Origin of the sequence: Planococcus sp. A6 (assembly GCF_028823615.1) — a bacterium.
Classification (GTDB): domain Bacteria; phylum Bacillota; class Bacilli; order Bacillales_A; family Planococcaceae; genus Planococcus.
The window spans coordinates 1-10,280 of record NZ_JAPEHT010000116.1 but is presented as its reverse complement, the minus strand read 5'-3'; the positions used below and the strand labels follow the sequence as shown (position 1 = coordinate 10,280).

Here is a 10,280-nt window from a genome sequence, read left to right as displayed (position 1 = left end):
CTGCCACTACGGCTTGGACTTCGTGTTGGAGCGGGTGGACGTGGAGCCGACGGGCGAAGCGTTCAATTCCATCGTGCCATTTGAAATCCACCGGCCGAATAAACCATTCAACCCGTTCATCAATGCGGGAGCCATTACGATTTCCTCGTTGCTTCCGGGACGAAATGGGCAAAAGAAATTTGAGTTTTTGAAAGGTTTCCTGGAAGAACTGCTTGGCCATCCAATCGAAATCGACAAGGAAGTTTACGATTCGGAATGGGCCACGTCGCACCGCAACCGGGCACTCGCTTATTATTTGAAGGAAGCGAATTTCCTGGAACTCGAAGTGGAAGAAGCACTCGACATCTACATCAGCCAATGTGCCATCAAAGTTTCAGTGAAAGATCTGGCACTTCTCGGTTTGATCCTCGCATACGATGGCTACAACCCGATTACGAAAGTGAAGCATTTTTCCGAAGAAATCGCACAAGTGACAAAAGTGTTGATGGTCACGTGCGGCATGTATAATTCATCAGGGAATTTCGCCGCACATGTCGGCATCCCTGCAAAAAGTGGTGTCTCGGGTGGTATCATGGCAGCCGTACCGCCGAAACTTCACTCCCAAACCTATGAATTCCGTGCAGGGGCCGGCATCGGTGTTTACGGGCCGGCAATTGACGTGCAAGGAAACAGCGCTGCTGGAACGATGATGCTTCGGCAAATTTCAAAAGAGTGGGATTTAAGCATTTTCTAAGTCCCGATTATGGCTAGTTGAAGGTCTTGCGATGAAACTCACACATTGCAAGGCCTTTTTTCACGTTTTTTATGATTTTTCTATTAATTTGTTTCTAAATTGAGTGAAGGGGTAGAGAAGGAATAATGTAAGAAATTAGAAAGAGGAGTGAGACGATGTCGAAAGATAATAAAAAAGTTGATGAAAACAGCAAGAACGAACAATTGGAGCAATTCCGTTCAGACGACAGCGGTAAAGAGTTGACGACGAACCAAGGCTTGAAACTATCGGAGGACGAATTTTCCTTAAAAGCAGGCGAGCGCGGCCCGACGTTGATGGAAGACTTTCATTTCCGTGAAAAAATGACTCATTTTGACCATGAGCGCATTCCTGAACGCGTAGTCCATGCTCGTGGATTCGCAGCTCACGGGGAATTTGAAGCTTATGAGTCGCTTGAACATCTGACGAAAGCAAAATTCCTGTCGGAAAAAGGCAAGAAAACCCCGGTCTTCGTCCGTTTTTCCACGGTAGCCGGCTCGCGGGGTTCAGGAGAGTTAGCGCGGGACGCACGCGGATTTTCAACGAAATTCTATACAGAAGAAGGCAATTACGACCTAGTCGGCAACAACATCCCGGTATTCTTCATCCAAGATGCCATCAAGTTCCCGGATTTGGTGCATGCGATCAAACCAGAACCGCATAACGAGATTCCACAAGCGGCGACAGCCCACGATACGTTCTGGGATTTTGTAGCGAACAATCAGGAATCAGCCCACATGGTCATGTGGACGATGTCTGACCGCGCCATCCCGAGAAGCTTCCGGACGATGGATGGATTCGGGGTCCACGCATTCCGTTTCGTCAACGCGGAAGGTAAATCCCATTTCGTGAAATTCAATTGGAAATCGACGCTAGGAGTTCACTCAGTCGTATGGGATGAAGCCCAGAAAATCAACGGGAAGAACCCCGACTTCCACCGTGCAGATTTGCACGAAGCCATTGAAAGCGGCGATTATCCGGAATATGAATTGGGCGTCCAGATCGTTCCGGAAGAAGACGAGCACAAATTCGATTTTGATTTGCTCGATGCGACGAAAATGTGGCCGCAGGAAGAGATTCCAATCCACATCGTCGGCAAGATGACCTTGAACCGCAATGTTGACAACGTCTTTGCGGAAACTGAGCAAGTGGCGTTCCATCCAGGCCACGTAGTGCCGGGGATCGATTTCTCGAATGACCCACTTCTCCAAGGCCGTTTATTCTCATACACGGATACGCAATTGATCCGCCTGGGCGGGCCGAATTTCCATGAGCTGCCGATCAACCGCGCCGTTTGCCCATTCCATAATAACCAGCGCGATGGCTACGGCCGCCAGACGATCAACAAAGGTAAAGTATCTTATCAGAAGAGTTCCTTCACCAACCACACGCCGGCACCGGTCAGCGAAGCGGATGGTGGATACGTCCATTACCAAGAGAAAGTGGAAGGCCGCAAAGTGCGCAAGCGCAGCGATAGCTTTAAGGATCACTTCTCGCAAGCGACGATGTTCTGGAACAGCATGAGCGATGCCGAACAGCAACACATCATTGAAGCGTTCAGTTTCGAGCTGGGCAAATGCGATAGCATCGATATCCGCCAGCAAGTCGTGGATATGTATGCGAATGTCAACCTCAAGCTAGCACAGGAAATTGCCGGCAATATCGGCGTTAAAGCTCCCGAGACTGGGAATACCGATACCAGCAAAAAATCACCGGCATTGAGCCAGGAAAATACGGTGAAATCTGCGAAGACCCGCAAAGTCGGCGTTATCGTGGCACCTGATTTTAACGGCAAGGAAGTCATGGAAGTGCTCGACCAGCTCAAATCCAAAGGCCTGCAGTATGAGATCATCAGCGAAAAGCAAGGCAAATTGGATGCTGGAAATGGCAAGCAAGTGAAAATCGACCATACCTTCACTACTGCAGACCCGGTATTGTTCGATGCCATCTATGCAGTCGGCGGTCCGGACGTCAGCAAGAAATTCGCGCGGAATGCCGCTTACTATGTAACGGAAGCATTCGGTCATTTCAAGCCGATTGGCGCGACGCATGAAGGGAAAAAATGGCTGGATGCCAATGGCTACACAGGCGAGCCGGGCGTCGTTACAGGCGATTCCATGAAAGGATTCGCAGACAGCTTTATCGACGCAATCGCTGCACACCGCCATTGGAATCGTGAAGTTTGATAAAATATGGTGGAAAAGTAGTATTTTGGCACATTTCTTTTTAAAAAGGTTTAATACCATACTTGAGGGGTAATTTCAAGACTAGAAAGCAAAAACTTCTCGAAAAAATGGAGGAATTTGAAATGGCTAACAATAAATTCATGGGAACATTCGACACAGAAACAGAAGTACTGAAAAAGATCGAAGACATGAAAACGCAAGGTTCGCGTGAAGAAGATATGTATGTGATGGCCCGCAACGAAGACCAGATTTCAATGGTGCGGGGACGCACAGACGTCGATTATAAATCTTCCGAAGGCAATTGGATGGATAAGTTCATGGGCTTCCTATCCGGCAACGAACCGACGCGCGAAGCCTTCTCCAATATGGGTGTAGACCAAGAAGAAGCAGACCGCTACTACGATGATGTGCAAAACGGCAAGATCCTCTTGTTCGTCGACCGTGAATTCGGTGCGAATTACGAAGGGGAAGCGCCATACGATAACACCAGTTACGGAAACGTCGACAGCACGGAAAGCTCAGGTACTGTCGATAGCACGACGAGCCAGAGAAAAGTCGATAACTCGGCAGTGGCACGCGACGGGTTGACAGTCGATACTAACGAAGAAAACGACGTGGCGTACAACACGGAGCGCGATGCACTGGGCTCTGAAACTGCTGGAGTGGATAGAGAGCGCGGAACTGGGTTCGGCCTAGGAAACGAAAGCGATACGTCAGATGATGACCATGCGACGGGCACTCACCGCGCAACTTCTGATTTCAATGACGAAGCGACAAACCGCAACCGCACAGTGGATGATATCGACCGTGACCTAGACCGTGCAGGATCTGAAGAAGAACGCCTGCGTTTGCATGAAGAGCGTTTGCAAGTCAACAAAGAACGCGTCCAAACAGGCGAAGTCCACGTCGATAAGCATGTCGTTGAAGAAGAGCAATCACTTGAAGTGCCGGTTGAACGCGAAGAAGTATACGTTGAGCGCCGCCCAGTGAACGAAGAAGAAACAACTGGCACGCACAATTATACGGAAGGCGAAGATATTCACGTGCCGGTTTCTGAAGAACGCGTCGACGTCACGAAAAAAGACGTGGTTTCTGAAGAAATCTCCATCGGCAAAAACAAAGTACAGGATACGGAGCATGTCAGCGAAACAGTCCGCAAAGAAGAAGCTGACATCCACAAAGACGGTGACCTAGTCGAAGAAGACGAGTTTGACCGTAAAGACCGTACAGACCGCGATAGACTATAAGAAGCAAGAATGATAAGCGGAGGGGAAACCCTTCGCTTTTTTGTATGCACGGCGCAATTCGATTATAATGGAAACAAGCTTGGAGGGATGAAAATGGACGGGAAAAAAAGAAGCGATGTAAAGCCGGGGCTTGAAGTGAACGTGATCTTGAAAAAAGACCAGCGGACCGGCAAGAAAACGAAAGGCGTCGTCAAGGATTTATTGACGAATTCAGCGACGCATCCTCACGGCATTAAGGTGCGCTTGGAGGACGGGCAAGTCGGCCGCGTCTGTGAAATTCTAAACGGCAAGTGAAAGGATGGGATCTGCATGAGCGACCAAAAGAACGACGATCTGCAATCATCTGACCCGAGAAGAATCGGGGCGAACCGCACGAGCAAAGAACAGGACGAAAAAGAGCGTGTCCATGAAGATTTGGCCACGCGAAAAGACAAGCGCCGAACAGGCGACCCCGCCAAACCCCAGGAACGCAATTTTATTTGAATGAAAAGCAGGCCGCTTAAATAGGCCTGCTTTTGTGCTATTATGAAAGAGATTGCTAACGCAAAAAGGAGTCTACCATGAGTGATTTTTTCGAACGGAAAAAACAAGAGCACGGTGTCGAGCTGAATAAAATACAGAAAAAAGCGGTGACCAAGACAGAAGGGCCGTTATTGCTTCTGGCATGCCCCGGTTCTGGTAAAACGACGACGATGATCATGAGAATCGGCTATTTGATCGAGGAAAAATCCGCCCAGCCGAAGCGCATCAAGGCGATTACTTTCAGCAAAGCCTCGGCGACCGATATGCTAGAACGCTACGCGCGGTTCTTTCCAGGCCTTGCCCCGGTGGATTTTTCCACGATACATAGCTTGGCTTTTCAAATTACGAGGGACTATTTGTCGGCAGACGATTACGTAATGATCGAAGGGGGCGATTCGAACCGCCTCAATAAAAAACGCCTTCTGAAAGACATTTACGCCCGTGAGAATGACGAGCCGATCACTGATGATCAATTGGAAGAATTGGTGTCGTTCATCAGTTTCGTGAAAAACAAAATGGTGCCGAAGAGAAAATGGAAGACACTTGATGAACCGTTCCCGAGTGCCATCGATATTTTGACGATTTACGAAGAATTCAAAGAAAACCATGAACCGCGGCTTGTGGATTTCGATGATATGCTCACAATCGCTTTTGAAGCATTGAATACAGACCGCAAGCTGTTGTCGAAATACCAACAGCGCTGGGATTATGTCATGACGGATGAAAGCCAAGACACGTCCATGGTCCAGCATGCTATCGTTGAAAAGCTGGTCGAAAGCCATCGCAATTTATGCGTCGTGGCGGATGACGACCAGTCCATTTATACGTGGCGGGCGGCGGAGCCGAGCTATCTGCTCAAGTTCCGCCAGGTGTACCCGGATGCCTATATTATGAAAATGGAGCGCAATTACCGCTCATCCGGCACCATCGTCAACACGGCCAATCAATTCATCAAAGCGAATAAATTGCGCCATGATAAAAACATGTTCACCGACAGGCCAGAAGGCGGGCCGATCGTCATCCGGCGCCTTGCCTCGCAAGAAGCTCAGTTAAAGTATTTGTTAAAAGAACTTTCCGCTCTTGAGGACTATGGAAAGGTTGCGATTTTGTACCGCAACAACTCTTCTTCAACTCTATTGATGGATGAGCTGGACCGCCTTGGCATTCCTTTCTATATGAAAGATGCGGACAACCGCTTTTTCAGCCATTGGATTGTCCAGGACATCTTAAATTTCATGCGTTTCAGCTTGCGTCCAGAACGGGTGGATTTATATTCTAAAATCGCTTCGAAAACGAACGCCTATTGGTCGGCCTCTCAGCTCAAGCAATTAGGGCGGATGCAGCCGACAAAGCAGCATGCCTTTGAAGAAATCACGTTGGCCATCACCATGAAGGATTACCAGCTTCGGATCATCGCGGAACAGCGGAAGTCGATGGACCTGTTAAAGGACATGCCGCCTTTGAAAGTGATCCAGGCCATCCGTCGCGATATGGGCTATGACCAGATGCTCAAAAGTCGCGCGGAGAAATTCGGCATGAAGCTTGATTATTTACAGCAGATTCTGAGCACGCTCGAACAAATTGCTGAACCGCTTCCAACGATGATGGACTTTGCGAAACGCTTGAAACAGCTGGAGGAAGTGACGAGGCAGGCGAAGACGGAAAAGACCGATGATATGCTGACTTTGTCCACGCTGCACAGCTCCAAAGGCTTGGAGTTTGACCGGGTCTATTTGATCGATTTGGTGGAAGGGGACTGTGCCACGCCGATGATCCTGCTTTGCTGGAGGAAGCAAGGCGCTTGTTCTATGTTGGCATGACACGGGCGAAACGCCATCTGGAATTGCTCAGTTACGACAAGGAATCGCGCTTCGTGGAAGAAGTGCGGCGCATCGCCTTGCCGAAAATGAAGCAGGCGGCAGTCGCCAAACCGTCTTCGCCAAAAGCGCCGAAAGCAAAAATTACTGTACCGGATAATCCCGATGCAGTCCGTTCTGTTGAGGAATTGCGGGTGGGGGCGAATATACGCCACCGCGTCTTCGGAAATGGCCGTATAACGGATTTGGACGACGAGAAAGTCGGCATCCAGTTTGCCAAAGAACATAAAGAGTTTCTACTGGAAATTTGCCTGCAGTATCAATTGCTCGAACTGGCATAAGAAAAACAGACGCAGAAGCGAGGCATTATAGATGAAGATCAGGGATTGGAACCGCAGCCTGAAAGTCCGGCTGGTAGGCGAGTTTTTCATGAATACAAGTTTTTGGATGGTGTTCCCATTCTTAGCGATTTATTTCGCGGAAGAGTTCGGGAAAGGGCTGGCGGGTCTTTTGTTGATCGTCTCCCAAATGTTTTCCGTAGCTGCCAATTTATTTGGCGGCTATTTTGCTGACCGTTTCGGGCGCAAGCGAATGCTCGTGTCCGCTGCTGTGGCACAAGGTTTTGCGTTCTTGCTGTTCGCTATGGCAAACTCGCCGTGGCTCAGCTCCCCGGAACTCAGTTTCGTGGCGTTCACGCTGGCCGGCATGTGCGGCTCCTTGTACTGGCCAGCGAGCCAGGCGATGATCGCTGACGTCATTCCGGAAAAATACCGGAGCGATGTATTCGCGGTCTTTTACACGACTTTGAATATTGCCGTCGTTATCGGCCCTTTGTTCGGCGCCGTGTTGTTCTTCTCTTACCGTTTCGAATTGCTGCTGGCAGTGGCTGTCATTTCGATGCTGCTTGGGCTATTGTTGCGCCTCTACACGGAGGAAACCTTATCGGCTGCAGTGATGGAAAAATGGAAAGAGGGGGACGCGACTGGCTGGAGAGGGGCAGTGCTTTCGCAAGTGAAAGATTACGGCATCATCTTGAAAGACCGTGTCTTTTTGCTGTTTGTCGTTGCTGGTGTTTTGGGGGCCCAGACCTTCATGCAGTTGGATCTTGTCATTCCGGTTTATTTGAAGGAGACGATCGACCGCCAAACGATTCTCAATTTTCTGGGGCGTGAATGGTCCGTGACCGGAGAAACTTCTTTCGGCATATTACTTGCGGAAAATGGCTTGATTGTGGCACTTCTGACAGTTGTCATCACAAGGTGGATGACCAAGTTCCCAGAGAAGTGGGTGTTCTTCGTCTCGGCCATGCTGTTCGGCTTATCGATGGCGATATTCCCGATGACTTCGTGGTTTTGGATATTCTTCGTGGCGATGGCGGTCTTCACATTCGCTGAATTGATGATCGTCGGGCTGCAGCAAAGCTTCATTTCTAAACTAGCCCCCGAATCGATGCGCGGCCAGTATTTCGCTGCGGCGAGCCTGCGCTATACAATCGGGCGGATGATTGCGCCGATTTCGATCCCGATGACCGCTTGGTTTGGGTTCGGCTGGACCTTTATCATCCTCGGTACATTTGCGGTATTGAGCGGCTTTGTTTATCTATGGATGTTCCATTTATATGAAAAAAGAGCGCCCTTTTTGCGTGATCATTTTTGTTCTTTTGCTAGTTTGACTAGCATATGTGCGAGCATGTGCTGCTCTTCTTTGTCGCCTACTTGCCATAAGCGCTGCAATAGATACTCTTCGCTATTTTTCGGATCTTCTTTTTTCGAAAGATAGTCAGCTACTTTAGATGCCAGCTGCGCGATGCGTTCTTCGCTTAAGCCCATTTTCTCGCCCATCGCTACTTTATCGCCTAAATAATCGATGAAAGTCGAGAATTCAGCCAAAATCTGTTCTTTCTTTTTATTGTCCGTATTGCTCAATTTTTCTTCTACTTTTTTATCAACGTTTTCCATGTATAATTCACTCCTCGTCATTTTTTGTTGCTAGTTAGTGTTTACCACAGTCTGGAAAATTTAAACGTTCGAATATTGAAAAAGAAAAAGCTGGCTGCCGTTTAAGTAGGGGCGGTTGGGGTATTCAGATAACAAGTAAGGATTAAAGGAGGATGATGGGTGAATGACATTATACGACGAAATCCAAAAACTGAAACAATTCGAATGTGAAGACCGCTGTGTGCTGAGTGTCTACCTCAATACGAATCCCGCAGACCGTGAAGCACAGAACGGGGCCTGGAAGATCCAGCTGAAGAATGGGCTGAAGCGCCTCGACGAATACTTGACCGCCTCAAAAGATGAAGAAGAGTTGAAAGCCTACAAGGCATTGCGTAAAAAAGTGGAAAAGGAAATAACGGATAATCAAGGCGACCTCCAGAAGGGTGTCGTTATTTTTGCTTCGACTCAAGATGATTTATTTTGGGTGAAGCATTTGCAGATTTCCGTCAAAACCGATTTCCAATGGGAAAACAAACCAGCGCTTGACCAATTGCGCTATATCTACAAAGCGTATCCATATGCGGGCGTTGTGCTGCCGAGCTTTAAAGGCATCCGCGTGCTCGATACCTCTGTCGGCATCGTCAATGAAGAAGTCTATTATGAATTCGATGCAGGCCTGGAAGTATGGACAGAACAAAAAGGTGTCAGAAGCTCAGGGCGTATTCAAGGGCGCAGCGGCGCCGGGTCGACTGGCGGCGGTGCTGCCGGCGGAAATAGCCCGGTCATCGGAGGCAGCGGCGGCGGAAGCCCGACCGACGAACTGGACCATCGCCTGAAAGAAAACTTGGACCGCTTCTATAAAGACATGGGCTCGAAAATAGAGAAGCTAAAAAAAGAGCGGCGCTGGGAAGAAATCCACGTCATCGGAGAAGCTGAACATGCCCAGTCGTTTTCGAAAGTGCTCCACAAAAAGCCGAATAGCTGCATCCACAAAAACCTGATCAATAACAGTGCAGATAAGATCTTGCACGAAGTATTCGAGAAATAACAAAAAGCTCCGGGGCTAACCGGAGCTTTTTTAATGGGGCTGCGGGCAGAACGTGCAGGTGCCGAACGCAGATAATTCTTTATACAAGCAGCAAGTTTTCCGCATCGGCCCGGAAACTGCCCGTTCCAGCGGCGTGGTGCCGATGAAATTTCGCCACTGGGATTTGCGTAGCGGTTCCCAATTCAGGTCATCCATCAGCCAGTCGATATCTTCAGCGGCAATCCGCGGATATTGCTGTTGAAGGGTGGCGTAATACCAGGCAAGTGAACCGAGCACGTTTTCCCAGCACGTAATGGGTGAAATCTTTGCATGGCGACGCAGCTGGTCGAGCAGTTCGCTTGTTTGCCCGATCAATACATAGCGGAAAGCTTCGTTTCTTTGTCCGGCAGTTATTTCAACAAAGTCAGCTGACTCGACGTGAAACGAAATGAGCGGCAAGCCGTAATTTTGCATCCGGCCAAAGCGCAGGTTTTCAGGCGGCGTCTTAAAATAGCCTCCATGCTGATGGATTAAGGTGAATTGTGCTGTCACGAACAAGGCGATTTGCCGGAAAAAATAAGAAACCGCGACTCCGTTGTTTTCCGTCCCGCACCAATCCTTTAATTCTTCAATCAATATTTGGGGATTGGAAGAAAAGGGATGGGCTGGACTGCGGTCGACGATGACGGATTGCATTTGAAGTGCTTGTTTGGCAGCCATAGGCAACTGCATCTCGATTCCCCCTTTTTCTCCATGCTACTGGAAGTAGGTGGGACTGCCAAGCATAAAAAAA

At 48.9% G+C, this 10,280-nt stretch carries 10 protein-coding genes and 1 pseudogene; 9 read left to right on the top strand and 2 right to left on the bottom strand.

The window, feature by feature from the left end; all coding sequences use genetic code 11:
* The 8 genes and pseudogenes from glsA to ON064_RS14575 form a co-directional block, all read left to right on the top strand.
* Positions 1-733 (top strand): glutaminase A (gene glsA, locus ON064_RS14610; protein ID WP_274625342.1); only part of this gene is annotated, 733 nt, incomplete at its 5' end.
* A 155-nt stretch (positions 734-888) separates the two neighbouring features.
* A complete protein-coding gene (locus ON064_RS14605) occupies positions 889-2,937 on the top strand; it encodes a catalase (RefSeq protein WP_274625341.1) in 2,049 nt (682 codons plus the stop codon).
* 122 nt (positions 2,938-3,059) lie between these two features.
* Complete coding sequence (locus ON064_RS14600; RefSeq protein WP_274625340.1) at positions 3,060-4,184, top strand: YsnF/AvaK domain-containing protein; 1,125 nt, start codon at positions 3,060-3,062, stop codon at positions 4,182-4,184.
* 93 nt (positions 4,185-4,277) lie between these two features.
* Positions 4,278-4,478: a YwbE family protein gene (locus tag ON064_RS14595; RefSeq protein ID WP_121298572.1), complete on the top strand. Its 201-nt coding sequence runs from the start codon at positions 4,278-4,280 to the stop codon at positions 4,476-4,478.
* A gap of 15 nt (positions 4,479-4,493) precedes the next feature.
* A complete protein-coding gene (locus tag ON064_RS14590) occupies positions 4,494-4,667 on the top strand; it encodes a hypothetical protein (RefSeq protein ID WP_158290779.1) in 174 nt (57 codons plus the stop codon).
* Between the two features lie 77 nt (positions 4,668-4,744).
* The gene (locus ON064_RS14585) at positions 4,745-6,526 is read left to right on the top strand and encodes an ATP-dependent helicase (protein WP_274625339.1); all 1,782 of its coding nucleotides are present in this window, start codon (positions 4,745-4,747) and stop codon (positions 6,524-6,526) included.
* Positions 6,508-6,864: a hypothetical protein gene (locus ON064_RS14580; protein ID WP_274625338.1), complete on the top strand. Its 357-nt coding sequence runs from the start codon at positions 6,508-6,510 to the stop codon at positions 6,862-6,864. The genes ON064_RS14585 and ON064_RS14580 overlap by 19 nt, the downstream gene beginning before the upstream one ends.
* 31 nt (positions 6,865-6,895) lie before the next feature.
* Positions 6,896-8,152, top strand: a pseudogene (locus ON064_RS14575) (MDR family MFS transporter); the annotation flags it as partial.
* 17 nt (positions 8,153-8,169) lie between these two features.
* Here the strand turns inward: ON064_RS14575 and ON064_RS14570 are convergent.
* Positions 8,170-8,481, bottom strand: a complete 312-nt coding sequence (locus ON064_RS14570; RefSeq protein WP_274625337.1) for a DUF3243 domain-containing protein — start codon at positions 8,479-8,481, stop codon at positions 8,170-8,172.
* 163 nt (positions 8,482-8,644) lie between these two features.
* Between ON064_RS14570 and ON064_RS14565 the strand changes: the two genes are divergently transcribed.
* Entirely contained in the window at positions 8,645-9,508 is an 864-nt protein-coding gene (locus ON064_RS14565) for a VLRF1 family aeRF1-type release factor (protein ID WP_274625336.1), read from the top strand.
* 30 nt (positions 9,509-9,538) lie between these two features.
* On the opposite strand, the gene ON064_RS14560 is transcribed toward ON064_RS14565, so the two are convergent.
* The gene (locus ON064_RS14560; RefSeq protein WP_274625335.1) at positions 9,539-10,219 is read right to left on the bottom strand and encodes an IucA/IucC family C-terminal-domain containing protein; all 681 of its coding nucleotides are present in this window, start codon (positions 10,217-10,219) and stop codon (positions 9,539-9,541) included.
* Between the last annotated feature and the right edge of the window lie 61 nt (positions 10,220-10,280).